The 24,517-nt window shown below is 71.5% G+C and carries 19 protein-coding genes; 13 read left to right on the forward strand and 6 right to left on the reverse strand.

Annotated features, from left to right (window positions below; translation table 11 throughout):
* Window positions 1–34 precede the first annotated feature (34 nt).
* Complete coding sequence (locus D7X96_RS08280; protein WP_244219497.1) at window positions 35–805, forward strand: class I SAM-dependent methyltransferase; 771 nt, start codon at window positions 35–37, stop codon at window positions 803–805.
* 1 nt (window position 806) lies between these two features.
* Entirely contained in the window at window positions 807–1,340 is a 534-nt protein-coding gene (locus D7X96_RS39500) for a TetR/AcrR family transcriptional regulator (RefSeq protein WP_158616110.1), read from the forward strand.
* Window positions 1,341–1,354: 14 nt separating this feature from the next.
* Here D7X96_RS39500 and D7X96_RS08295 read toward each other — a convergent pair whose 3' ends face one another.
* On the reverse strand, window positions 1,355–2,749 hold the full coding sequence (locus D7X96_RS08295; protein WP_120546039.1) for a M20/M25/M40 family metallo-hydrolase: 1,395 nt from the start codon (window positions 2,747–2,749) through the stop codon (window positions 1,355–1,357).
* A 97-nt stretch (window positions 2,750–2,846) separates the two neighbouring features.
* Between D7X96_RS08295 and D7X96_RS08300 the strand changes: the two genes are divergently transcribed.
* From D7X96_RS08300 to D7X96_RS08315, 4 genes are all read left to right on the forward strand, one after another.
* Window positions 2,847–3,866, forward strand: a complete 1,020-nt coding sequence (locus D7X96_RS08300) for a dipeptide epimerase (RefSeq protein WP_120546038.1) — start codon at window positions 2,847–2,849, stop codon at window positions 3,864–3,866.
* Complete coding sequence (locus tag D7X96_RS08305; RefSeq protein WP_233609428.1) at window positions 3,863–5,065, forward strand: DUF819 family protein; 1,203 nt, start codon at window positions 3,863–3,865, stop codon at window positions 5,063–5,065. Before D7X96_RS08300 ends, D7X96_RS08305 begins: the two co-directional genes overlap by 4 nt.
* A gap of 13 nt (window positions 5,066–5,078) precedes the next feature.
* Window positions 5,079–6,023 (forward strand): serine hydrolase, encoded by a 945-nt coding sequence (locus D7X96_RS08310; RefSeq protein ID WP_121769423.1) that lies wholly within the window; start codon window positions 5,079–5,081, stop codon window positions 6,021–6,023.
* Between the two features lie 694 nt (window positions 6,024–6,717).
* Complete coding sequence (locus D7X96_RS08315) at window positions 6,718–7,794, forward strand: NAD(P)H-dependent flavin oxidoreductase (RefSeq protein ID WP_120546036.1); 1,077 nt, start codon at window positions 6,718–6,720, stop codon at window positions 7,792–7,794.
* A 1-nt stretch (window position 7,795) separates the two neighbouring features.
* On the opposite strand, the gene opgC is transcribed toward D7X96_RS08315, so the two are convergent.
* Window positions 7,796–8,896 carry an OpgC domain-containing protein gene (gene opgC / locus D7X96_RS08320; RefSeq protein WP_121769424.1) on the reverse strand — a complete coding sequence of 367 codons (1,101 nt, stop codon included), beginning with the start codon at window positions 8,894–8,896 and terminating at the stop codon, window positions 7,796–7,798.
* An 85-nt stretch (window positions 8,897–8,981) separates the two neighbouring features.
* Here opgC and D7X96_RS08325 point away from each other — a divergent pair, with 85 nt between their 5' ends.
* The 6 genes from D7X96_RS08325 to D7X96_RS08350 all read left to right on the forward strand — a co-directional run bounded on the left by D7X96_RS08325 (window position 8,982) and on the right by D7X96_RS08350 (window position 20,253).
* Entirely contained in the window at window positions 8,982–10,262 is a 1,281-nt protein-coding gene (locus D7X96_RS08325; protein WP_440588240.1) for an AHH domain-containing protein, read from the forward strand.
* Between the two features lie 17 nt (window positions 10,263–10,279).
* Entirely contained in the window at window positions 10,280–10,861 is a 582-nt protein-coding gene (locus D7X96_RS08330; RefSeq protein WP_121769425.1) for an imm11 family protein, read from the forward strand.
* Window positions 10,862–11,223: 362 nt separating this feature from the next.
* The gene (gene rnk, locus D7X96_RS08335) at window positions 11,224–11,640 is read left to right on the forward strand and encodes a nucleoside diphosphate kinase regulator (protein WP_120546033.1); all 417 of its coding nucleotides are present in this window, start codon (window positions 11,224–11,226) and stop codon (window positions 11,638–11,640) included.
* Between the two features lie 213 nt (window positions 11,641–11,853).
* Window positions 11,854–13,629 carry an OmpA family protein gene (locus D7X96_RS08340; RefSeq protein ID WP_121769442.1) on the forward strand — a complete coding sequence of 592 codons (1,776 nt, stop codon included), beginning with the start codon at window positions 11,854–11,856 and terminating at the stop codon, window positions 13,627–13,629.
* A 12-nt stretch (window positions 13,630–13,641) separates the two neighbouring features.
* Window positions 13,642–16,590: a DUF4215 domain-containing protein gene (locus D7X96_RS08345; RefSeq protein WP_121769426.1), complete on the forward strand. Its 2,949-nt coding sequence runs from the start codon at window positions 13,642–13,644 to the stop codon at window positions 16,588–16,590.
* 126 nt (window positions 16,591–16,716) lie between these two features.
* Window positions 16,717–20,253, forward strand: a complete 3,537-nt coding sequence (locus D7X96_RS08350) for a serine/threonine-protein kinase (protein ID WP_121769443.1) — start codon at window positions 16,717–16,719, stop codon at window positions 20,251–20,253.
* A 97-nt stretch (window positions 20,254–20,350) separates the two neighbouring features.
* Here the strand turns inward: D7X96_RS08350 and D7X96_RS08355 are convergent, their stop codons facing one another.
* The 3 genes from D7X96_RS08355 to D7X96_RS08365 all read right to left on the reverse strand — a co-directional run bounded on the left by D7X96_RS08355 (window position 20,351) and on the right by D7X96_RS08365 (window position 22,875).
* Window positions 20,351–20,716, reverse strand: coding sequence for a hypothetical protein (locus tag D7X96_RS08355; RefSeq protein WP_233609427.1), 366 nt, complete (start codon window positions 20,714–20,716; stop codon window positions 20,351–20,353).
* A gap of 128 nt (window positions 20,717–20,844) precedes the next feature.
* Window positions 20,845–21,198: a hypothetical protein gene (locus tag D7X96_RS08360; protein ID WP_120546132.1), complete on the reverse strand. Its 354-nt coding sequence runs from the start codon at window positions 21,196–21,198 to the stop codon at window positions 20,845–20,847.
* Window positions 21,199–21,231: 33 nt separating this feature from the next.
* A complete protein-coding gene (locus D7X96_RS08365) occupies window positions 21,232–22,875 on the reverse strand; it encodes a sigma 54-interacting transcriptional regulator (protein ID WP_121769427.1) in 1,644 nt (547 codons plus the stop codon).
* 182 nt (window positions 22,876–23,057) lie between these two features.
* On the opposite strand from D7X96_RS08365, the gene D7X96_RS08370 reads away from it, so the two are divergent.
* Window positions 23,058–23,771: an HAD family hydrolase gene (locus D7X96_RS08370; protein ID WP_121769428.1), complete on the forward strand. Its 714-nt coding sequence runs from the start codon at window positions 23,058–23,060 to the stop codon at window positions 23,769–23,771.
* Here the strand turns inward: D7X96_RS08370 and D7X96_RS08375 are convergent.
* Window positions 23,743–24,495, reverse strand: coding sequence for a hypothetical protein (locus tag D7X96_RS08375; protein ID WP_244219498.1), 753 nt, complete (start codon window positions 24,493–24,495; stop codon window positions 23,743–23,745). The two genes, D7X96_RS08370 and D7X96_RS08375, sit on opposite strands and share 29 nt — an antisense overlap.
* Window positions 24,496–24,517 lie beyond the last annotated feature (22 nt).

The following is a 24,517-nucleotide window of genomic DNA, read 5'->3' on the forward strand; positions in this document are numbered from 1 at the left end:
GTGGCGTCCGGAATCCGGACAGCCTCCGCGCCGCATGACGGACCCCGCGCCGCCTCCCAAGCCCCCATCGCGCAGCGACGACGTGCTGGACGCGTACGAGCTGCCATTCTGGGAGCGGCTGCTGCTGCAACTGCTGGGCATCGTCATCGCGGTCGTGCTGCGCGTGACGGACCTGCTGCTGCTGCTGCCGCGTCCCCGGCTCGTGAAGCCATACATGGGGCTGTGGTGGCAGCGCGTCCTGCGCACGCCCTACAGCGCGCGGCGCACCTTCGAGATGGCGCGCGTGCTCCAGTCCACGGGCCAGTCCTTCCGGGAGCTGATGTACGGCGAGACGCCGCTGGTGACGGCGCTGTGGTTCTTGAGGAAGGCGGGCGTGCGGCGCGGCAGCCGGGTGGTGGACCTGGGCGCGGGCCGAGGACGCGTGCTGCTCGCCGCGCGGTGGTGGGGCGCGGAGGCGCATGGCGTGGAGCTCATCGCGGACCACGTGGCGCGCGTGGCGCCGTGGCTTCAGCCCGCGGGCATCACGCTCACCGTGGGGGACATGACCCGCGAGCCGCTGGGGGACGCGACCCACATCTTCTGCAACTGGGTGGCGTTCAGCCCGGAGACGAAGGCGCGGCTCGTCGCGCACCTGCGCACCTGCGCGCCGGGCACGCGCATCATCACCGTCACCCGGCCCATCCAGGCGGAGGGCTTCACGGGTCATGCCTGCCATTGGATGCTCTTCACATGGGGCTTCGAGAAAGTCTGGCTTCAGGAGTACCGTCCCGGCCCAAATGACAGAGCAGAGCAAGGGTCCGCCTGAAGTGACGCGCGCGCAGCTCCTGCGGGCCGCCGCTGGGCTCATCCTGAAGCAGGGCATCCACGCCGTCACGCTCGACGCCATCGCCGGGCGGGCGGGCGTCTCGAAGGCGGAGCTCCTGGAGCATTTCCAGACCAAGCCCATCCTGATGGATGCGCTGTTCGAGGACGCCACCGAGCGGTTCGCCGGGGCCGTCGCCGCCGAGATGGCGAAGGACCCGGACCCGAGGGGTAGGGGAACCCGCGCCTACCTCCGGGTGACGGTCTCCGCTCCCGCGGACGACGACGAGGCCCACGTCATGCGCTCGCTCATCGGCCTCATGCTCTTCGACCCGGAGGTCCGGGAGCTCTGGGCCTCCATCTGGGACGACTCACGAGAGGAGCAGCTCAGCGTCGAGGAGCGCGAGTCGACAGAGCTCACGCTCTGCCGTCTGGCCATCGACGGACTGTGGATGTCGGACATGCTCGAGCACCGCGCGGTCTCCAACCCGATGCGCGAGGCGGTCATCCGTCGAATCGAAGCGCTCACGCGCCAGTAGCCCAGCCCGGTGCCTCAGCGCGTCAGGTGCTTCAACGTGAGGTAGACGAACTCCGCGCCGGGCTGGAGTGACGCCACCGGGACGCGCTCGTTGGGCGCGTGCGCGGTGCGCGCGTCCTCCGGTGTCAGCGCGAAGAGGTCGATGCCGTAGGCGTGGATGCCCGCGCGGCGCAGCGTGGCGGACTCGGTGGTGCCGGTGGACATGCGGGGAATCACCGGCGCCTTCGGCCACACCTTCGCGGCGGCGGCCTTCACTGCCCGGAACATGGCGTTGTCCCCCACGGGCGACATGGGCGAGTCCGGCGGCGACACGTCCATCTCCACCTGGAGGTCCTTGTCATTCACGGCCACGACGATGCGCTCGCGCACGGCCTTCGCGTCCGCGTCCGGCAGCAGGCGGCAGTTCACGGTGGCCTCGGCCGTGGCGGGAATCACGTTGGACTTCGTGCCCGCCTTGAACACCGTGGGCACGCAGGTGGTGCGCAGCACGGCGCCCAGCGCGGGCTCCAGCCGGGCCACGGTGGCCACGGCGTCCTCGGGCGGCGCGTCCGGTGACGCGGCGATGCGGCGCAGCGCTTCTCCCAGCTCCCCGGGCGTCGCCTGGGCGCGGCCCTGCACGTGGAGCCGGGCGGCGGGCGTCAGGTGCGCGGGGAAGGTGAGGGCGCCCACGCGGGCCACCGCCGCGGCCACGCGCACCAGCGGCCCTGAGTCCACGGGCGGCGCGGAGGAGTGGCCTCCAGGGCCCGAGGCCTTGAGCGTCACGTTGCGCGACACGCGCTCCGCGGCCTGGAGCGCCACGAAGCGCACCTCCTTGCGGTCCGGCGACAGCTCCGTGAGGCCGCCTTCGTTGAGCGCGAACTCCGCCTCCTTCAGCTCCGGGCGGTGCTCCATCATCCAGTCCAGCCCCTGCCCGGAGCCCACCTCCTCGTCCGCGCCCAGGTACAGCAGGATGTCGCGCGAGCGTGTCCCGCCCTCCTGCTTCAGTCGCCGCAGCGCGAGGATGCTCGCCGCCGCCATGCCCTTGTTGTCCTGGACGCCCCGGCCGTAGAGCAGGCCGTCCTTCTCCGTGAGCGTCCACGGGTCGGTGGCCCACTCGGCCTTCACGGCCGGCACCGTGTCCAGGTGCGCGAGCACGAGCACCGGCCGGCCCTTGCCGTTCCCCTTCAGCCGCACCAGCAGGTTGCCGCGCCCGGGCGAGGGCTCGATGAGCTCCGACTCGATGCCCGCCTCGCGCAGCCACTTCGCCGCCACCCGGGCCGCGGCTGTCTCATTGCCGGGTGGGTTGGACGTGTCCGCGGCGACGAGCTCCGCGAGCAGCGTCCGGAACTCATCCTTCGGAGCGGGACGGGATGACGCGGCGTGGCTTGGACCCAGCGCGAACAAGGCGATGACGAGGGGGAGGAGGCGCATGGCGCGCAGGGTCGCGCCTTCGGGCCCGGGAAGGCAACGGAAGCGGCGTTTCCACGGAGTGCCGTGTTAAGGGAAGGGCCCTGGAGGGAGTCCGCCCATGGCCTCGCCGTTGAGCTTTCGCACCGTGGAACTGCCGCTGCGTCACGCCTGGACCATTGCCCGGGGCACGAGCACGGTGAAGCGCAACGTGTTCGTGGAGGTGCGCTCGGAAGGGCACGTGGGGTACGGCGAGGCCGCGCCCAACGTGCGCTACGGCGAGTCCTGGGAGACGGTGGAGGCCGCGCTCCACAAGCTGGCCCCCGTGCTGGAGGGCCGGGACCTGCGCCACTTCCGCGACGTGTCCGAGGCCGTGGACGCGGCGCTGCCGGACAACCCCGCGGCGAAGGCGGCGGTGGACCTGGCGCTGCATGACTGGGCGGGCAAGGTGATGGGCGTGCCGCTGTACCGGATGCTGGGCGTGGACCCCGGGCGGCAGCCGGTGACGTCCATGTCCATTGGCATCGACGTACCGGAGACGCTGGCCGTGAAGGTGCGCGAGGCGGCGGACTTCCCGGTGCTGAAGGTGAAGCTGGGCGCGGACCGCGTGCAGGAGGTGTTCGGCACGGTGCGCGCGCTCACGGCGCAGACCATCCGCGTGGACGCGAACGAGGCGTGGAAGCCGGACGAGGCGCTGGCGCACATCCAGTGGCTGTCCACCCAGGGCGTGGAGCTGGTGGAGCAGCCGCTGCCCGCGGCGGACGTGGAGGGCGCGAAGTGGCTGCGCGCGCGCTCGCCGCTGCCGCTGGTGGCGGACGAGTCGCTGACGAAGGCGTCGGACGTGCCGAAGCTGGCGGAGGGCTTCCACGGCATCAACGTGAAGCTCCAGAAGAGCGGCGGCATCCGCGAGGCGCTGCGCATCATCGAGACCGCGCGCGCGTGTGGCCTGAAGGTGATGCTGGGCTGCATGGTGGAGACGGGCCTGGGCATCGCGGCGGGCGCGCACCTGGCGCCGCTGGTGGACTGGGTGGACCTGGATGGCAACCTGCTGCTCGCGGAAGATCCGTACCGCGCGCACCCGGTGGTGCAGGGCCGCATCCAGCTGGGGGCGGGCGCGGGCCTGGGCGTGGAGCCCCGGTGACGCCACCGCTCATCCAGGATCCGATGGCGGTGCTCGCCGTGCTGCTGGCGGTGCTGGCGGGGCTGTATGCGTTGCAGCGCTACCCGGCGGTGGAGCGGTTCTTCAACGTCGTGCCGCTGCTGGTGTTCGCGTACTTCGTGCCGACGCTGCTGTCGAACACGGGCGTCATCCCCACGCAGTCGGAGCTGTACCGCTTCACGCGCGTGTACCTGCTGCCCGCGAGCCTGGTGTTGCTGGTGCTGTCGGTGGACCTGCCCGGCATCGCGAGGCTGGGGCGCAGCGCGGTGGGCGTGTTCCTGGCGGGCACGCTGGGCATCATGGTGGGCGGGCCGCTCGCGTATCTGGCGTTGGGGTGGCTGGTGCCGGCGGAGCTGGGGGACCAGGCGTGGAAGGGATTGGCGGCGCTCAGCGGGTCGTGGATTGGCGGCAGCGCGAACTTCGTGGCGATTGGCCAGAGCGTGGGCGCGCTGGACAGCACGTTGAGCATGATGGTGGTGGTGGACGTGGGCGTGTCCAACGTGTGGACGGCGGTGCTGCTGTCCTTCGCCGGGCGGGAGAAGGCGATGGACGCGAGCATCGGCGCGGACCGGACGGCGCTGGACCACGTGCGTGAGGAGTCCGCGCGCATCCAGGCCGCGTCCGCGAGGCCCGCGAGCCTGTCCGACTTGCTGTCCATGCTGGCGGTGGCGTTCGGCGTGACGGTGGTGTGCACGGCGCTGGCGAAGCTGCTGCCGGACCTGGGCAACGTGGTGACGGGCTTCACGTGGGTGGTGCTGCTGGTGACGACGGTGGGCGTGGTGCTGTCGTTCACGCCGGTGCGCAGGCTGGAGGGCGCGGGGGCGAGCCGGATGGGCTCGCTGTTCCTGTACCTGCTGGTGGCGACGATTGGCGCGCAGGCGGAGTTCCGGCGGCTGTGGGACGCGCCCGCGCTGGTGGCGGTGGGGGCGCTGTGGATGTGCATCCACGCGGCGGTGACGATGGGTGCCCGGCGGTGGCTGAAGGCGCCGGTGTTCTTCGCGGCGGTGGGGTCGCAGGCGAACGTGGGCGGCACGGCCTCCGCGTCCGTGGTGGCGGCGGCCTTCCATCCCGCGCTCGCGCCGGTGGGCGTGCTGCTCGCGGTGCTGGGATATGTGCTGGGGACGTACTGCGGGCTGGTGACGGCGCTGATGCTGGAGCAGGTGCACCGGCTGATTCACTGAAAGGGAGTCGCGGATGCGGACGGCGCTGCTCTGGGCGGGGCTCATGGCGATGAGCGGTTGCGCGACGGCGCCGGAGCCGAGCGCGCCGCGTGAGTCCCTGAAGACGGTGGTGGAGTCACTGGCGAGCGAGGCCGCGCGCCTGTCGCCCGGGACGGACCTGTCGCTCGCGGTGGTGGACCTGCGCACGGGAGAGGCGGCGAGCGTCGCCGGCCTGGAGCCGCACATCTCCGCCAGCTCCGCGAAGGTGTTCTGGGTGGCGGCGGCGTTGGGGCAGCGGGACCTGGCGACGGTGGCGCCGCTCGCGGAGAAGGTGTTCCGCACGTCGGACAACGAGGCGTCCGGTGAGGTGATTGACCTGGTGGGAGGGCCGGATGCCATCAATGTCTATCTTCGCGGCCTGGGCCTGGAGCACACGGCGCTGACGAAGTGGAACTACGGCCGGGAGCGCTGGGCGACGAACTCGCCGCGCGTGATGGGCCGGGACAACTACTTCTGCGCGGACGACATGGTGTCGTTCCTGGCGCGGTTGGACCGGCGCGAGGTGTTGAAGCCGGAGCCCACGGCGAGGCTGCTGCAGTGGATGGAGCTGACGCCCCGGGAAGGCTGCGGCGGCTGGCTGGGAACGCGCCTGCCGGCGAGCGTCCGGGCCTCGCTCCAGCACAAGGGCGGATGGCTGCCGCCGGGCTGCTGTGGCGATGACGCGCGCTACAACGTGCTCAACGAAGTGGGGCTGGTGACGCTGCCGGACGGTGGCCGGTACGCGGTGGCCATCCTGGCTTCACGGGGACCGGACTGGCCGAAGCAGGCGTTCTTCGTGGAGCGGGCGTCGTGTGTCCTGTACCGGCACCTGGCGAAGGACGCGGCCCTGGACTGCGGTGACGCGCTGGCCCGGGCGGGCGGTCCGGCACCCGTGGTGTTGGCACCGGGGGCACCCGCGCCGAACTACGACTGCGAATGAGCTGCACCGGGGCGCCGCTCAACGCCATGGCGCGGAGGGCCAAGCCGTAGGGAACGAAGTCTGTCCACACGGATGAGAAGTTGAGAGCCCCGTAGAGCCGCCCCGCCGGAGGCGGACCGCGAAAACCTGTCCGACAGTCGGACAGGTCGACGCACCGGAAACCCGTCCAACAGTCGGACCGGCTGGGCCCATGGAAAACCTGTCCGACAGTCAGACCGGCTGGGCCCACGGAAACCTGTCCGACAGTAGGACCGATTGGGACTGACCGGTGGAAACCTGTCGGAGAGTCGGACCGGCTTGGCTCGCGGAAACCTGTCCGACAGTCGGACCGGAGGGCATAGCGGGAAACCTGTCGGACAGTCGGACAGGTTGGGACAGCCCGGCGGAGACCTGTCCGACAGTCGAACCAGTTGGGAATCCAAGGCGGGAGGTTGTCCGACCGCCGGACTGGCTTGGCCCGTGGAAACCTGTCCGACAATCGGACCGGCTTGGCTCGTGGAAACCTGTCCGACAGTCGGACAGGTTTTGGCCGGTCGGGGCCGGAGGGGGCGTCATGCGGAATGCCCGCCAGTACGCCGTGCCTTGTGCTTGGCATGGAGCGTGAAAGTAGGACTGATGCCTCTGGGGCTCTCGGGAGCCCGCTGTGAGACCGGGCCGTTAATGCTGTCCGACGTCAGTCACAGGAGGTGTGGCCATGATGGATCCGCAGGCGTGGCACAGGTTCGCTGAGCGGCTCGGGGTGGCGCATTCGATCATCCAGGCTCCGATGGCGGGCGGTTTGACTCCGCCGGAGTTGGTCGCGGCGGTATCGGAGGCAGGCGGGCTGGGCTCGCTGGGGGCCGCCTATGTGCAGCCGGAGGACATCGTCCAGCAGGCCCGTGCGGTGCGCTCGCTCACGTCGCGGCCCTATGCCATCAACCTCTTCGCTCCCCAGCCCATTGTTCCTCCCGCGGATCCGGGGGCCACGCTCGCCATCCTCGAGCGCTTCCACTCCGCGCTGGGGCTTCCTCCTCCCGTGATTCCTGCGGCCGCGATGCCGGACTTCGCGAAGCAGGTAGAGGCCGTGCTCGATGCGGCGCCCACGGTGTTCAGCTTCACCTTCGGCATTCCTCCCGCGCCGGTGCTGGAGGCGTTCCGGTCGCGCGGCATCCTCGTCGTGGGCACGGCGACGAACGTGCGCGAGGCCCAGGCGCTGGAGGCGGCGGGCGTGGATGCGATTGTCGCGCAGGGTTCGGAGGCGGGGGGCCACCGGGGCTCCTTCGGCGGCTCGTTCGACGCGGGCATGGTGGGCACGATGGCCCTGGTGCCGCAGATGGTGGACGCCGTGCGGGTGCCGGTCATCGCCAGCGGCGGCATCATGGATGGACGCGGCATCGCGGCGGCCCGGATGCTGGGCGCTTCGGCGGTGCAGCTGGGCACGGCCTTCCTGAGGTGCCAGGAGTCCAGCGCGGCGGCGGCCCACAAGGCGCTGCTGCGCGAGGCCCGGGATGAGTCGTCACGCATCACCCGCGCCTTCTCCGGCCGTCCTGCCCGCGCCATCCCCAACGCGCTGACGACCACGCTGGAGGAGGCCGGCGCCATCCTGCCGTTCCCGCAGCAGCACGGGGCCACGCGCACGCTGAGGGCCGCGGCGTCCAAGCAGAACGACACGCGCTTCATGGCCCTATGGGCAGGACAGGGCATTGGCCTATCCCGAGAGGGCCCGGCGGGAGACCTGGTGCGCGCCCTGGTGGCGGAGACCTCCGCCGCGCTGGCGGCCGTGCGCGGCTGAGTCAGGACGCCGAGGGCGGGCCCATGCTCCGGCCCGCGAGGCGCTGGCGCAGCGCCACGAAGTACATGCTGCAGAACGTGGCCACGAGGACCGCGGCTTCATCCCAGTAGTCCAGCGGCTCCTCGTTCTCATCCAGCAGCGACAGGCTGAGCAGGCACAGCACCACGTGCACGGCGAACACGGGCAGCGACGCCTGGCCCAGCGCCTCCAGTACGCGGGGGCGCAGCCATTGGAACAGCCGGGGCGCGAGCCAGCTCGCGAGCAGGGCCACGGCCAGGAAGTTCATGAGCCGCAGCGGCGCGAGCGACCACTTGTCGAACAGCACGGCGGCATCGCCCAGGTCCACGTCCAGGTGGCGCACGACGAAGAACCCCAGGCTGACGACGATGGCTCCCGTGAGGAGCCGGCGGGACACCGGCTCGCGCTGCTCCGGCGCGGTGGCGCGCGCCACGCCCATCCACACCCCGAGCACCCAGAGGAACTGCCACGCGAACAGGTCGAACGCGCCCGACAGGTCGATGCTCAACGGCGGCCACGGCAGCACCGGGATGGCGACGAGCAGGTCGTACAGGGCGCGCTTGAGGCCCACCTGTGCCCAGAGCCAGATGAGGGCGCTCAAGCCCAGCACCCGCGACCATCCCTCCTTGCGCGCACCCAGCAGCACGGCGGGCGTGAGCAGCAGCAGCACGACGTAGAGCGGAAGGATGTCGAGCAGCGGGGGACAGTAGAGGAGGAACAGGCTGCTCCACAGGGCGGTGAACGGGTCCTGGTGGAAGAAGCCCAGCAGGTTGTGGATGGCGGGCCTGCGCGCGGCGACGCCCAGCGCGGCGATGATGGTGAACGCGAAGCCGAGCAGGGCCACGTGGTAGCCGTACACCTTGAGGGCGCGGCTCCAGAGGCTCTTGAACATGGCGGCCGTGCCCGCCTTCTTCGCGTGCACCACGCCCACGAGGAACGCGGAGAGGAACACGAAGCCCTCGGCGGCGGACACGAAGCCGAACGGCTGATTGCCGATGACGCTCAGCCGGGTGGGCAGGTGCGTCAGCGTCATCAGGACGAGCAGCACTCCGCGCAGGCTGTCGAACTCGGGGCGGCGTTTCATGGCGGGTAGACTCCCTTCACCCATGCCACAGCCCCACGTCCCGGGTAAACCGCACCGGCCGCTCGGATCCAGTGTCACTGTCCGGATGATGCACGCGGCCGTCATCGCGTGGCTGTTGCTCGTTGGGACCGGCTGCGCGGCGTCCCGGAGCGTGCGGCTCGACACGGGCCGAGGCCCCACCCGGGTCCACACGCCACAGCGGGATGTCCGGCCCGTGGCGCTGGATGAAGAAGCCTTCGTGTCCGCGGTCGCGAAGCTCGCGCGCACCGCGTCTGGTTCCTCGCGCCCCTATGCCCACGTGCGCGGGCGCCTGGGGCTCGTCTCCGTGCAGGAGCCGGGGCGCGGACACCTCCGGCTCACCGATGCACCGGAGGCGGAGCTGGCGGCGGCCTATGGCCGGTGGTGCAAGCGAAAGGCGCTCACGGGAGATTGTCTCCACCTGCTGGAGCGCGGTCCCACGCTGGACGAGGACGGCAAGCGCACGCTGGCCTTCTCCATCGCGCTGGACTCGGTGTGGGACGAGACGGCGGACGCGCTGCGGGGCATGACGGATCGCGAGGCGGTGCTCTCGATGATCGTCACGACCAGCGCCCTGTATCTGGGCCTGTGGCTGTTGCCGGAGCCGGTGTCCAAGGGCGTCGCGGCGACGCTGACCGCGGCGCTCATCGCGTACCTGGGCGTGGACACGGTGTGGAGCCTCATCCAGGGATGGATGCGGCTCGCGGAAGCGGTGGAGGAGGCCACGACCTTCGACGAGGTCCGGGACGCAGGCGAGCAGTACGGCGAGGTGATGGGAGAGAACGCCGCGCGGGCCTTCGTCATGCTGGCCACTGCGGCGCTGGGCAGCACCGCGGAGACGCTTGCCGCGAAGGTGCCCACGCTGCCCGGCTCCGCGCAGGCGGCACTCGTGGGCGCGGCGGAGGGCGGCTTCCGGCTGGGCGCGGTGGCGCAGGTGGAGACTGTCGCTGTGTCCGCGACGGGCGACATCCTGCTCACCCTGGCGCCCGGAGCCGTGGCGGCCGGCGGGCCCGTGGAGGTGAAAGGGCCAAAGCATCACATCGCGTCCGACAAGTTCAGCACGTCCACCGCGAATGGTGGGCCTTGGACGCCGCGCTACCAGCGAATCTTCGACAAGGCCGGGATGTCCCTGAATGATCCCGAAAACCAGCTGGACGTTCCCGGCCATCGTGGCCCGCATCCCCGCGCGTATCATGAAAGAGTCTACCAACGGCTTGATCAGGTGACGGCGACCTGCAAAACCATCGAGCAATGCCGAGAGGCGTTGAGGGGCGCGCTACGTGTCCTGGCGAATGAGATCGCTCAGAAGGGCAGTCTCCTCAACAAGCTGGTGACCCGCACGGAGTGAGTTCAGGAGCGCGACCCATGTCCTTGCGATATTTCGAACTCGCTGATGACGTGTACATCGAGGGCCGCTGGGAGCTGGGGCATCCACAGGATGTTCAGGGGCGGGACCTTGAAGACTCCTGGCAGTTCCGGATGGGACAGCCGAGCTCGTGGAGAGGAGGCTTGCGCATCCCCGTGGAGATTCCGGGCAACCCTCTCGACTACTCCCACGCGGCTTTCGGCACGCCGGTGGTCACCTCGCGGGTGGCCGCCATCTTCGAGCGATTGGCTCCGAACGACATCCAGCTCTTCCCCGTGGACATCGAGGGACAGTCCGACGACTTCTTCATCCTGAACGCCATCCGCCGCGTGAACTGCATCGACGACGAGGCTTCGGAGGAGGCGCGGTACTGGACGCCCAGGGACGGGCTGACGGACAAGGTCGGAACCTATCTTTCCGTCTGGGGCATGCGCATTGACGCCAGGAGTCTCGGGAGCGCGCGGGTCTTCCGGCCGCTGCACTGGGAAGTGGCCCTCGTCATTCCCGAGGACATCAAGCTCGCTCTGGAATCAATTGGTGCCACGGGCGTTTGGTTCAAGGACGTGTCCCCGCTGCGCTGATTCCCCACCTCCGTGCGTCACGGCGGTTGTTCGCCAGGCCGCTTGTTTCCAGGGGGCCGGTTGCAATCAGGGGGGACCCGGCTACATTCAGCACTTCACCGCAGCCGCAATCCCCGGGTCCCTCGTCAGATGATGGTTTCGCTCACAGCCTGCCAGCAGCGTGCTCCGCGCCGGATCTCCGTGCGCCGGACGCTGCCCGCGCACGGCCGAGCCACCGCCTGGCTTGTCACCCACGCCGCCCGTCTCGCGTAGTTCACGACGGACGGCGTCCGCTCCACCCCCACTGAACCTTCGCGCCGCGCACCCCCATCTTTCCGGGAGTGCGTGCCGTCCCCACACCCTTCCCCCAGGAGGCAATCGCCATGACCCACGACCACCCCCTCATCGTCACCGACACCGACCTCCAGCGCCTGGAGCGCGTCGTTGAACAGTACGGCAATGCCCGCAACGCCGAGATCGTGGAGCAGCTGGAGTCCGAGCTCGCCCGCGCCACGGTCACGTCCTCCACCGCCATTCCCCGCGACGTCGTCACCATGAACAGCACCGTCGTCTATGAGGACGAAGAGGCCGGCGAGACGCGCGAGGTGACCCTCGTCTATCCCAAGGACGCCAACAGCGACGCGGGCCGCATCTCCATCCTCGCCCCCGTGGGCAGTGCCCTCATCGGCCTGTCCGTGGGCCAGACCGTGGAGTGGCCGCTCCCCCAGGGCCGCACCCGCCGCCTGCGCATCCTCGCCGTGCCCTACCAGCCGGAGGCCGCCGGGCACTTCCACCTGTAGGCCCGCGTCCTCCCTTGACGCGTCAGCGCCGTGTCCGCGTTCCCCGCTGACGCGTCATTCCCGGCCCGGGGAGCCGGGCCCCGCTCCATCCCCGCGCCATTGCTGGACGTTGTCTTCCCGACACCTCCTGGCCTCGCCTGTGCAACTGTCCGCGCACCCCGAGTGAAGGGGCCGCGGGCACCCTGACGCCCGCGAGTGCATGTGGAGGAACGCTTGTTCGCACGAAGGCATCACCTGGGGCTCGGAGGACTGGCAGTCCTCTGCGCCTTCAGCGCCCAGGCCCAGAGCACCATTCCGGGCATCGAACTGGAGCGCCTGCAGCTCAACCCCGGCATGCGTGACAGCCTCGTGCTGTCCACCGGCGACCTGCTTCCCGCGGGCCAGTTCCGCGTCGGGCTGACCGCGCATTACGAGAACCGGCCCCTCGTCCTCGTGGAGGACGATGAACGGCAGGCCGACATCATCTCCAACCGCGTGACGACGCACATCAGCGCCGCGTACTCCTTCACGAACTGGTTGGAGGTCGGCGCGCAGGTGCCCATCGTCGCCCAGTGGGGCCCGGAGACCGCCGGCGCCGGCGTGACCCGTCCCACCACCAGCGCGCTCGGCACCCCGTGGCTCCAGGCCCGCGTGGGCTTCCTGTCGGAGAACGGGGGCGGACCGCTGGATTTGGGCCTGCACCTGGGCGCGGCCCTGCCCCTGGGCAGCAAGGCCGCCCTCACCCGCGACGAGGGCTTCACCTTCTCCCCGCGCCTGGGCGCCGGCAAGCAGCTGGGCGGCACCTTCCGCGTGGGCGCGGACGTCGGCGCGCTCGTGCGCACGAAGACGTACGCGCTGACGCCGCAGACGCAGCCGTACCTGGATGAGATGGGCGTGGAGCTCAACGGCGGCGTCAACCTGTCCGCCGGACTCTGGGGCCTGCGCGAGGAAGTCATCGTGCGCGGCACCATCCCCACGCGGGACTCGCCCAGCTCGCTGGAGGCGCTGCTGGGTCTGCGCGTCCCCACCGCGGACGGCACCGAGGTGTACGTCCTGGGCGGCCCGGGCTTTGGCCAGACGCCGGGCACGCCGCGCTTCCGCATCCTCGCGGGTGTGTCCTTCGGCACGCCGCCCGCGCCCAAGGGCCCCGTCTGTATCGCGGGCCAGCCCCACGTGGCCGCCGAGTGTCCCGGCCTGGATGCCGACGGCGACGGCGTGAAGAACAGCGATGACGCGTGCCCCACCACGGCCGGCCTCGCGCAGCTGCAGGGCTGCCCGGACAAGGACGACGACCAGGACGGCATCCCCAACCTGGCGGACAAGTGCCCCGCGCAGGCGGAGAACAAGAACGGCTTCCAGGACGAGGACGGCTGCCCGGACGACCCCGACTCCGACGGGGACGGCATCGTGGACTCCAAGGACCAGTGCCCCAAGGAGCCGGAGACGTTCAACCGCTACAAGGACCAGGACGGCTGCCCGGACGTGGAGCCGGACCGCGACGGTGACGGCGTCGTGGACCGCCTGGACAACTGCCCGGACGAGCCCGGCACCGAGGCCAACGGCGGCTGCAAGGAGGCGCCCGTCGCGCGCATCGACACCGGCAGCAACAGCATCCGGATCATGGAGGCCGTGTTCTTCGAGAACAACAAGGCCGTCATCCAGAAGCGCAGCAACGCCGTGCTCGACAAGGTCGCGTCCATCCTCGTGTCCCACCCGGACATCGAGAAGGTCCGCGTGGAGGGCCACACCGACAACACCGGCAAGGCTTCGTACAACCTGGAGCTGTCCCAGAAGCGCGCCGAGGCGGTGGTGGAGTACCTGGTGGGCAAGGGCGTCCAGCGCGAGCGGTTGGTGGCGCAGGGCTTCGGGCCCACGCAGCCCATCGCGGACAACGCGAAGGCGGACGGCCGCGCGAAGAACCGCCGCGTCGAGTTCAAGATCGTCGGAGAGGCCGAGGGCGTGCAGACGGCGCCGGCCTCCTCCTCTTCCCCTGGCACTCCTTCGAAGTAAGGCAGACCGTTCATGTTCACGACCCTGATGACATCCCTCCGGGGGGACTCACCCCGGACGGCCCTGCGCGCGGGCTTCCACGCGCTGGCCCTGTGTTCGCTGTTCCTCCTCGCCGGCTGCGAGCCGGCGACCTCCACCCCCGCGGAAGCCGTCCTCACGAGCCAGTCTTCCGAGCTGGTGGGTGACGGCCGGCTCCAGCCCGGCGAGCAGTGCGACGACGGCAACACGGTGAGCGGGGACGGCTGTTCGTCCACCGGCACCGTGGAGGCGGGCTACCTGTGCAACGTGCCCGGCAACGCGTGCTCGCTGGCCACCCTGTGCGGCAACGGCACGGTGAACACCGGCGAGCTGTGCGACAACGGCGGCACGGCCGGCAATGGCTGTACGGCCACGTGTGATTTGTCGCTGTGTGGCAACGGCGTGTTCAACAACCAGGCGTACCCGTCCTACGCGCAGGAGGTCTGCGACGACGGCAACCGCTTCGAGGGCGACGGCTGCAGCCGCCAGTGCGAGGTGGAGCCCGGCTTCGCCTGCGCGGGCAGCCCCAGCCGCTGCGTGAGGGCGGGTGTGGCGGTGTTCAACACCGGCGTGGACGCGCAGAACCGCCGCCTGCCCACGGGCGCGGTGGATCCGCACTGGTTCTACGCCGGCACCACCACCGGCGCGGCCACCGGCGTGCGCGACGCGAGCGACTGGCCGCTGGAGATGCAGTCCGCGCGCTTCATGGCGGCCCAGGGCGTCCAGACGTGCGTGTACCAGGACTTCCTCATCCCCTCGACGACGAAGGTCGGCCAGTTCCGCCTGCGCCTGGCCACGTTCAACGACAACGAGTTCGACGGTGCGAGGGTGAACGGCGTGGCCATCATGCCCGTCACCGTGAGCGAGCCCGCCGGCCAGTCCTGGCAGAAGAACATCTTCCGCGAGTTCGGCACCAACGCGGCCTGGCGCCCGGGCCTCAACCGCATCGAGCTGTGCAACGAGAACGATGACAACCCGCCGAACGCCTTCCGCTACCTCTTCGTGGACGCCTACGACGACCGCTGCGGTGATGGCGCCATCTCCCCGCGCGAGGAGTGCGACGACGGCAACACCGCCAACAACGACGGTTGCAGCGCCACCTGCGGCATCGAGCCCGGCCATGGCTGCGCGGGCGCGCCCAGCACCTGCGCGAAGACGTGCGGCAACGGCAACCTGAACCCCGGCGAGCAGTGCGACGACGGCAACACCAACGCCAACGACGGCTGCAACGCCAGCTGCCGCGTGGAGGCCGGTTACTCCTGCCCCACGCCGGGCCAGGCCTGCGTGGCCTCCTGCGGCAACGGCGCCATCGACGCGGGTGAGCAGTGCGACGACAACAATGTGTTCGGCTCCGATGGCTGCTCCGCGTCGTGCCGCATCGAGACGGGCTACTCCTGCAGCGGCGCTCCGTCCGTGTGCGCTCCGCTGTGCGGCAACGGCGTGCTCAACCCCGGCGAGCTGTGCGACGACGGCAACACGAACCTGAACGACGGCTGCTCCAACGCCTGCACCCTGGAGCTGGGCTACGCGTGCGCCACGCCGGGCCAGCCCTGCGCGAAGACGTGCGGCAACGGCAACGTGGATCCGGGCGAGCTGTGCGACGACGGCAACCTGACCTCCGGTGACGGCTGCGCCACCGAGTGCCGCGTGGAGGATGGCTATGCCTGCTCCGCGCCGGCCTCGGGTCCGTCCGTGTGCGCCCAGACGTGCGGCAACGGCACCCTGGACGCGAACGAGACGTGCGACGACGGGGACGAGGTGTCCGGCGACGGCTGCTCCAACGGCTGCCGCGTGGAGACGGGCTACAGCTGCTCGGGTCAGCCCAGCACCTGCGTCACCATCTGCGGCGATGGCCTCCGCGCGGGCGCCGAGGCGTGCGACGACGGCAATACAGCGGCGGGCGACGGCTGCAACGCCACCTGCACGGTGGAGCCGGGCTACAGCTGCCCCCCTCCTGGCAACGTGTGCTTCAACACCTGCGGCAACGGCACCCTGGAGGCCGGTGAGCAGTGCGACGACGGCAATACCAAGCCTGGCGACGGCTGCGGCGCCACCTGCGCGCAGGAGCCGGGCTACAGCTGCAACGGCTCGCCCAGCAGCTGCGGCACCGTCTGCGGCGATGGCATCCGCGCGGGCGCCGAGGTGTGCGACGACGGCAACCTGGTGGGCGGCGACACCTGCTCGCCGCGCTGCCTGCTGGAGGTGGGCCAGGCGTGCAACGCGTCCAACGTCTGCGAGGCGTTCTGCGACCCGGTCTCCAAGCAGTGCGTGGCCCAGGAGCCGGACCCCGTGACGCCGACGCCGGTCATCACCGGCCCCGCGGCGAACGCCACGGTGACCACGGGCACTCCGCCCATCACCGGCACCGGCGAGCCCGGCGCGACGGTGACGGTGCGCGAGGGCACCACGGTCATCTGCACCGCCACCGTGGACGCGAGCGGCAACTGGATCTGCACCCCCGCGACGCCGCTGGTGGACGGGCCCCACTCCGTGACGGCCACCGCCCAGGCGCCTGGAGGCAACCCCAGCTTCCCGTCCACCGCCGTGCCCTTCGTCGTGGACACCGTGGTCCCGGACAACCAGGCCCCGGACACCTCCATCGTGAAGGGCCCTCCGGCCACCACCTCCAGCGGCACGGCGGACTTCGAGTACGCCTCCACGGAGGAGGGCGCCACGTTCGAGTGCAGCCTCGACGGCGGCCCCTGGCGCCCGTGCGAGGACCGCTACACCGTCGGCGGCGGGGACCACGTCCTTCGCGTCCGCGCGGTGGACGACAGCGGCAACGTGGATGAGACCCCGGCGGAGTACGCCTGGACGGTGCAGAGCACGCGCGCCTTCGCGGGCGGCGGGTGCAGCACCGCGCCGGACGCCTCCTGGCTGGCCCTGCTGGGCCTGATGGGAGTGCCGGGGCTGCGCCGCCGTCAGCGCCGCGACGCCGCGTAAAGCCTCGCGGAGCCCGCCGGAGGGGAGGGCCTCTTCCCCCTCTTCGGGAGCGCCCCCTCGCTCCCTCCCATGGCGCCCTTCCGGCGGCGCTCCCGCGTCTCACGGCCTTCCCCGTATGCTCCGTCCGTGCCCGGGGCAGGTCATCAAGAGGTGTACGAGGAGGAGGTTCTTCTCGCGCTGGACGAGGGGCTGCTGTCCTCCGACGAGGCGGCGGCCCTGCGCGAGGAGGCCCTCCGCCTGCATCGCGGGCCCCTGGAGCTCCTGAAGGAGCGGGGCCGCCTGTCGGAGCGCACCCTGGACCTTTTGCGGCAGGACCTGGTTCGAGGCCGCACGGACCGGGGTGAAGCCCCCATCCAGGAGGCCGCCACGCTGTCCTCGGCGGCGCCCGTCTCGCTGGCCACCGAAGGCGCCCCCGCGTTTCCGGTGCCCGGCTGGGACCGCTACGAGCCCGTGCGCTTCCTGGGCCAGGGCGGCATGGGGCAGGTGTTCCTGGCGTACGACCCGCTGCTGCGCCGCAATGTGGCCCTCAAGTTCGTGCGGGACGGGGACCCGGAGCTGGCCCGCCGCTTCCTGTCCGAGGCCCGCGCCCAGGCCCGCGTGCGCCACGAGCGCGTGTGCGAGGTCTACGAAGTGGGCGAGGTGCGCGGCCACGCGTACATCGCCATGCGCTACGTGGAGGGCCCGTCGCTGGGACAGCTCTCCCATTCGCTCACGCTGGAGCAGCGAGTCTGGGTGCTGTGCCAGGCCGCGGAGGGCGTGCACGCCGCGCACCGCGTGGGGCTGGTCCACCGCGACCTGAAGCCCGGCAACATCCTGGTGGAGCGCACGGAGGACGGAGGCTTCCTCCCGTTCGTGATGGACTTCGGCCTGGCGCGGGACTGGCGCGAGGACAGCACCACGCCCAACGCGGTGCTGGGCACGCCGCACTACATGCCGCCCGAGCAGGCCCGGGGTGAAGGCCACCGCCTGGACCGCCGCGCGGACGTCTACGCGCTGGGCGCGACGCTGTACGCGCTGCTCACCGGGCAGCCTCCCTTCACCGGCGGCACGGAGAAGGAGGTGCTCGCGAAGCTCCAGTCGGAAGCCCCGCCGCGCCCGCGCCTGCTGGAGCCGGACATCCCGGAGGACCTGGAGGCCGTGGTCCTCAAGTGCCTGGAGAAGGAGCGGCCGCTCCGCTACGACTCCGTGCGCGCCTTCACGGACGACCTGGAGCGCTTCCTGTCGGGGGAGCCGGTGCGGGCCCGCCATGGCGCGCGCTACTGGCTTTCCAAGAAGGTCCGCAAGCACCGCGCGGCGCTGGCGCTGGGCGGCACGGTGGTGGCGGTGGTGGCCGGCGCGCTCACCCAGGCGCAGCTCGCGCGCGGCGAGGTGGCGGAGCGCGAGCGGCTGGCCCGCGCCTTCACCGAGCGGGTGGAGCGCATCGAGTCCTCGGCGCGCTACTCCGCCCTGTCGCGCCTGCATGACACGCGCAAGGACCGCGAGGCGCTGCGCGCGGGCATGGCCGCGCTGGAGGCGGAGATTTCCGGCGCGGGCGAGCAGGCGGTGGGCCCCGGTGAGTACGCGCTGGGCCGCGCCCTCTTCGCGCTGGACGATTTGGACGGCGCGCGCGGGAGGCTGGAGGCCGCGTGGGCGCACGGCTACCGCGAGCCGCGCGTGGCCTGGGCGCTGGCGCAGGTGCTGGGCCACCTGTACCGAGAGCAGCTGCTGCTGGACGTGGAGCGCCGCGCCCCCGCGCAGCGCGAGGTCCGGCTCAAGGAGCTGAACGCGCGCTACCGCGATCCGGCGCTCGCGTACCTGCGCCAGGCGGAGGGGCCGGACGTGCCCGCGCCGCCGTCGTTCGTGAAGGCCCTGTTCGCCTTCTACGAGGACCGGCCGGAGGACGCGCTGGCGCTGCTGGACGAGCCGGGCACGCAGTCGCCGTGGTTCTACGAGGCGCCGCTGTTGCGCGGGGACATCCTGCTCGCGCGGGCCACGCGGCGCTGGAACGCCGGGGACCGGGCGGGTTCGCAGGCGGACCTGGCGCTGAGCCGCGAGGCGTACGCTGGCGCCGTCGCCACGGCGGAGAGCCAGCCGGTGGTGCACTCGGTGCTGGGGCGGCTGGAGCTGGCCGCGCTGGTGATGGAGCTGTACGGCGAGGGCAACATCCTGCCGCACTACGAGCGGGGCCTGGAGGCGCTGTCGCGCGCGCTCGCCGCCGCGCCGGACCACGCCCGCTCGCTGGTGCTGGTGTCGCGCTTCCACCGCCGGCTCGCGGAGCAGCGCACGAACCAGGGCGGGGAGGGCGTGGAGGCGCTGCTGGAGAAGTCCCTCGCCGCGCTGCGCACCGCGGAAGGAGTGGCCACGCCGAGCGAGCGCATCCCGCTGGAGCGGGCCATGACGCACCGCCAGTGGGCGCGCTACCAGCAGCTGCGCGGGGAAGACCCACGCGAGCAGCTGCGGCTCGCCATCGCCTCGTTCGAACAGCTGCGCCCCGAGGACCGCGACCACCCGTTCCACGCCAACCTGGGCCAGACGTGGCAGGGGCAGGCGGACGCGGAGGCCGCGCGCGGCGGAGACCCGGTGCCGCTCCTGGACAAGGCCATCGCCGAGTACCAGGTCGCGCTCCAGCTGAGCGAGCAGCAGCCGTTCTGGTGGATCAACCTGGGCATCGCGTACCGCAAGCGCGCGGACGTGCCGAACGCGCCGGATTCAGCAGGCGACCTGCGCCGGGCGAACAGCGCGCTGACGCGGGCCCTGTCCCTCAACCCGGACAACTTCATCGCGTGCTTCAACGGCGCGGAGGTCGCGGAGCAGCTGGCGCGCGCCCGCTACCTCAAGGGCGAGGACCTGAGCGTGGACCTGGAGCGCGCCCTGACGCTGTACCGGCAGGGGCTGGCGCTCAACGCGAAGCAGCCCGCGCTCCACAACGCGCTGGGCTCCGCGGTGTTCTGGCAGGCGGAGCTGCTCGCGGAGGAGGGCGGCGACACGAAGGCGCTGCTCGACGAGGCGAAGGCGTCCTTCGAGAAGGCCCGCGTCCTGGCGCCCACGCAGGGCTTCGCCTTCAACAACCTGGGCGAGTGGGAGGTCTTCCGCGCGGAGCTCCAGCTGGCGAAGGGAGAGGACCCCAGCGCCGCGCTGCGAACCGCGGTGGACGCCTACACGGAGGCGCTGAAGCGGCTGCCGGATGACGCGGACCTGCTGGCGAACCTGGGCAAGGCGTGGGTGCGCCGGGCCACGTGGACGCTGTCGCAGGCGCGAGACCCGGCGGCGGACCTGACGAAGGCGGAGGCGGCGCTGAGCCGGGCGCGGGAGGTCAACCCGCGTCTGGGCAATGCGTGGCGCTTCCTGGCGGAGGCGCAGGGCGTGCGTGCGCGCTGGATGGCTCGCGGGCACGGCGCGGCGGACGGGGAGTTCACGCGCGCGGCGCAGGCCTACGAGGAGGCGATGAAGCTCGACCCGAGGCTGGAGTACCGGCTCGCGGCGGCGGAGCTCCACGAGGCCTGGGCGCGGTGGCGCATCCGCGAAGGGCAGGACGCGGCCACCGGATTGAAGCGGGGACTGGAGCTGGCCGAGACCGTGGTGGCGGCCCGTCCCCGGTGGCGCCATGCGCGTCAGGTGAGGGACGGCCTGGCCGCGCTTCGTGCCCCGTCCACCGGGCGCAGGTCCGACGCTCCCGCGCCCTGAGGCGGGCTGTTACCAGGGACCCACGCGCGGACCGAGAACACCGCAGCCCCGGACGCGCCAATGGCACGTCACGGTCCGGGGCTGACACGTCCGCTGGTTAGACGGGATCCTCCGGCGGGTCGCCCGTCACGTCGATGCCGCCGTTCTTCCGGTCCCGCTCCGTCGGATGCAGGGGGGCGGTCCCCTCGGCGCGCGTCCCGTCGTGGATGGTGGCGTTGAAGCTGTAGAGCCCCTTGTGCGCCGTCATGGAGACGGTCTGCGAGGACGAGGTCGTCAGCGAGCTGCCCCCGAGCGAGTACGGGCCAGGCACGGTGAGGCAGGTGCCGTCCGGGAACACGACGTCGGCGGTGTACGCGGGAGGGTAGCTGCCCATCGAGAACACAACCGTGTCGCCGTGTTTCACTTCCGGGCCGGGGTGGTAGCTGATGGGATCCGTGGAGAGGTCGACTGTGATGGTGGCCATGGGTTCGAGCAGCATTGCAGTACCTGTACCAATCCGCATGTCTTGAATGCGTGAGGGGGATGTTTCACCGCCGCGCTCCCGGACGCGTCAATGGCACGTCACGGACCGGGAGCTGACGTGTCCGCGTGCTACCGGCGGGCCTCTTGCGGCGGGTCGCCGGTCACGTCGATGCCGCCGTTCTTCCGGTCCCACTCGTGCCCCCGGCGGGCCTGGGACTCCTGGCCGTTGTTGAAGTCCACGTCGAACGAGTAGACGCCGCGCGCCGCCGTCAGCGCGACGGTCAGGGGCGTGGTCGCCATCGTGGCGCCGCCCAGCGTGTACGGGCCGGACGTGGTGAGGCAGGTGCCGTGGGGGAACGACACGGTGGCGGTGGCGTTGAGCGCGTTGCCCAACGTGAAGACCACCGTGTCGCCGTGCTTCACATCGGGGCTGGGGCTGTAGCTGACGGGGGTCGTGGAGACGTCAATGGTGATGTTGGCCATGATGCCCACGGCCAATGCAGACGCTGTACCAGCTCAGCTCGCGTCCAATCCCAGCTCACGCACGCGGCGCTGGAGCGCGCGGCGGGAGACCTCCAGCTTCTGCACCATGCGGTCCAGGTCGCCCCCGCACTCGTGGTAGCAGCGGGTGATCTCCTCCGGGCTCAGGTCACGAGCGGTCCGCAGGAGCGAGCTCTTGTCGATGAGCACGTACACGGACGACCGCGGGATGCCCAGCCAGTCCGCCGTGGCCTTCAAGTCCCACGCGCACGCGCGCAGGGCCTCCAGCACCTCCTGCTCGCTCACCTCGGAAGGCTTGCGCCGCGTGGGCGCGCGGGCCTCCGACGGCGCGGGCGTGTCCTCCGAAAGAGGGGAGGGCGCCTGGGCGCTCAGCGGCTGTCCGGGGATGGGCAGCGCGTCCGCGTCCAGCGACTGCTCCAGCCGCGCATCCACGCGCAGCCCGGGCAGTCCCCGGCTGCCAATCACCAGCTGCCGGGCGACGTTGCGCAGCTGGCGCACGTTGCCGGGCCACGCGGAGCGCACCAGCCGCGCCGCGAGCGACGCGGGCACCCACGGCTCCGCGCGAGCATCCGAGGAGTTCAGCCGCCCCGCCTCGCCCGTGGACTCCAGCTCCTGCCGCGCGAAGTGGAGGAACAGCGGCGCGATGTCCTCACGGCGCTCGCGCAGCGGCGGCACGACGATTTCGAAGCCCGCCAGCCGGTGCAGCAGCGGGGCCTTGAAGTGGCCATCCCGGATGCGCGCCTCCAGGTCCGCGTCCGTGGCGGTGACGAGCCGCACGTCCACGCGAACAGGCGTCTGTCCGCCCACGGGGTAGACCTCGCCCGTCTCCAGCACGCGCAGGAGCGCCGCCTGGACCTCCGGGGGCGCCTCCGCCACCTCGTCCAGGAAGAGCGTGCCGCCGTGCGCGGCGCGGAAGAACCCGTCCCGGTCACGCGCGGCGCCGGTGAACGCGCCCCGCAGCGCGCCGAACAACTCGGAGGCGATGAGGTCCTTCGACAGCGCGCCCAGGTTGACGCTGACGAAGGGGCCGGCGCGGCGCGGGCTGCGCTCATGGAGCGCTCTGGCCACCAGCTCCTTGCCCGTGCCCGTCTCGCCCCGCACCAGCACGGGGACCTGGAGGTCGGCCACGCGCAGCACGTCCTCGCGCACGCGGGCAATGCCCTCGCTGTCGCCCACCATGCCCAGCGCCGCCAGCTCTGCTTGAGCGCTCGCGCCTCGCACGGTGGCCTGGTGCAGCAGCAGCGCCACGCGCCCGGCGAGCACCAGCGGCACACCCGCCCCCAGCGCCTGCGCGGGGAACTCGCGCCCGCCGCGCACCGGCTCGCTGCCCACCCACACCGGCGTCCCGCCCTCCGGCACCACGAGCCGCACGCTCCCGTTCGCCCCGGCCTCGAAGCGCACCGGCGTGCGGCTGAGGAACGGGTCCCCCAGGGGCAGCGCCAGCACCGCGCCCGGGCGGCTGAAGTCCGGCGCGTTGCGCGACAGCGCCACCGCGCGCTCCCCGGACAGGAGCCCATCCAGCAGCAGCCGCTCCCCGATGCGCTGGGGCTGCGCGTGGCCAATGAGCGTCAGCGCCGGCATCACCTGGGCGGCCTGTGACGGCGTGCCCTGGGTGCGGACGGCGGTCGTGGAGAAATCCGTGGGGTTCTTGGGCGGCATGGACGTCCGGGGAAGCCTACAACGGGCTGGCTGCCCCGGGGCCTTGCAGACGGCGCTCCCGGCCCACGGCTGCTCGCAAGGTGGGCATGAGCGGTAGGAGTGGAAGCCACGCCCGCGTCCCATCCGATGAATAGGTTTGTGACGCGCGACGTGTGGTTCTTCGAGAGGAGTGCCCGACCCTCATGTCTCCATCGAGCCCGAACATCCCTGCCTTCGATGCCGTCCTCTTCGACCTGGACGGCGTCGTCATCGACACGACCGAACTGCACTACCGCGTCTGGGAGGACTTCGCCCGTGAGCGGGGCTACGTGCCCACGCGGGAGCAGCTGCTGGCCACCAACGGCCGCAGGGCCGGAGAGACGCTGCGCGCGTGGTTCGGCGAGGAGCTGGACGATGAGCAGGTGGCCGCGCTCACGGACGACCGCGAGCGGGCGTTCCACCGGCTGCTTGACCACGAGCCCCTGTCCTCGGTCCCCGGCGTGGGGGCCTACCTCATCTCCCTGAAGCAGGCGGGCGTGCCCTGGGCCCTCGGCACGAGCGCCCTGGCCCAGAACGCGGAGCGGGCCCTGGAGCGCGTGGGGCTGGAGCGCCTGTTCCCCGTGCGGGTGACGTCCACGGACGTGACCCAGGGCAAGCCGGATCCGGAGGTGTACCTCAAGGCCGCCGCCGCGCTGGGCGTGTCGCCGCACGCGTGCGTGGTGTTCGAGGACGCGGTGGTGGGCCTCAGGGCCGCGCGGGCGGCGGGCGCGGCGTGTGTCGCCGTCGCCACGTCCTTCCCGCGCGAAATCCTGGCTCGCGAGCGGCCTGACTTCCTGGTGAGGGACTTCCGGGACCTGCCTCAGGCCCTGCGCCCCGGAAGCCACGGCTTCACGGGGCCGACGGCACCTCTCCCGTGAGCACGCAGATGAGCGCGTCCGGGTCGCACTTCACGGGGAACAGCGGGTTGATGCCGGAGCCGCGCAGCCGGCCCGCGTCGTAGTCCGCGTACGGGTCGCACAGCGCGTCGTCCGGCAGCTTCGTCTTGCTGTTCTGGCACTTCACCACCGGCCAGATGCCCTTCACGGTGTAGTCGGCGGTGCAGCCGTTCTCCGTGTAGACGAGGTCCGCGGTGAACTGCGTGCCCGGAATCTCCGGCGTGTTGTAGATGCGCAGGTTGCTCCACGCGTAGCCGTAGTCCTGCGCGGGCAGCACGCCGCCGTCGGGCGCCGTGGACGCGGGCACCGCCAGCCGCGTGGGCGTGAGCTCCGGCACCGAGCAGAAGTGGTCCGCCCCCGGCGTCGCGGACGCGAACGGGCCCACGGAGGTGGTGGACACCTGCGAGTCCCCCGACAGCCGGGACGCGAAGTCCTCCAGCAGCTTGCCCAGCCGCGCGCTGCGCACGCCCACGGTGTCGGGCCCGGCCGGGTCGGGGCTGAAGAACTTCTGCATCCCCAGCGGCTCCGGCTTGAGCCGCGCGCAGACCTGGTCCGGGTTCTGCCCGGGCTTGAGCTGGTACGTCGCGGCGAACGAGCCGGTGGAGCCGTCCGACACGGCGCGCGCCACCACGCACTCGGCCTCCGGCTCACTGCCGCACGCGCCCACGGCGACGGCCGCGGCCGCGACCCCTGCGCTCACTGCCATCCAACGAAGCTTCATCGCTTGG

This window comes from Corallococcus interemptor (assembly GCF_003668875.1).
Taxonomy (GTDB): Bacteria; Myxococcota; Myxococcia; order Myxococcales; family Myxococcaceae; genus Corallococcus; species Corallococcus interemptor.